The 671-nt window shown below is 65.6% G+C and carries 1 protein-coding gene; it reads right to left on the minus strand.

Annotated elements, in window-relative coordinates:
- The coding region (gene ppa, locus FQ746_RS26660) for an inorganic diphosphatase (RefSeq protein ID WP_144112790.1) at positions 1–367 on the minus strand (367 nt) is incomplete at its 3' end.
- Positions 368–671 lie beyond the last annotated feature (304 nt).

A 671-nucleotide genomic window follows, 5' to 3' on the forward strand; every position in this document is an offset into this window, starting at 1 on the left:
ACTTGAGGTTGGCCGTCATCGGGCACACCTTGTCGTGCGGCACGGCGATCAGCTTGGCGTCGACGCCCGACTCGTCGGTCATCTGCAGCATGCCGAGCGCGCGCGAACGCACCACCGAGCCGGCCAGCAGCGGGAACGGGGTGATCACCAGCACGTCGACCGGATCGCCGTCGCCCGACAGCGTCTGCGGGATGAAGCCGTAGTTGACCGGATAACGCATGCCGGTGCCGACGAAGCGATCGACCACCAGCAGGCCGAGAACCTTGTCGGCCTCGTACTTGACCGGGTCGCTTTGCGCCGGAATTTCGATGATGACGTTGAAATCGTGCGGCAGATCCTTGCCGGCCGGAACATTGCTGAAGCTCATGAGCGCTCTCTGCATGACGATGGGAAAACGGGACGGGGTGCAAACGATCTCGCCCCCGCGAAGAGCCGCCATTATAGCCAATCACCCGATGGCGCTCCGGCGAAGTTAGGTGCACACTGGCCCGCGGCGCGAACAAAATGCAGGCCCCGCGGCTGCCGCGATCGCCGCGCCCGGCCTGCCGTGCATCGCCGCCCCAGCATCCGCGGCAGCTTCGGTCGTACCTCGATACCCAGAAGCCAGGAGCAGGCATGGAAGAGGCAAGGCACTTCATCGCGGGCGAATGGGTCGCGCCCGCGAACGGCGA

It is taken from the genome of Paraburkholderia sp. BCC1886, from assembly GCF_900996245.1.
In the GTDB taxonomy this organism is placed as follows: Bacteria; Pseudomonadota; Gammaproteobacteria; order Burkholderiales; family Burkholderiaceae; genus Paraburkholderia.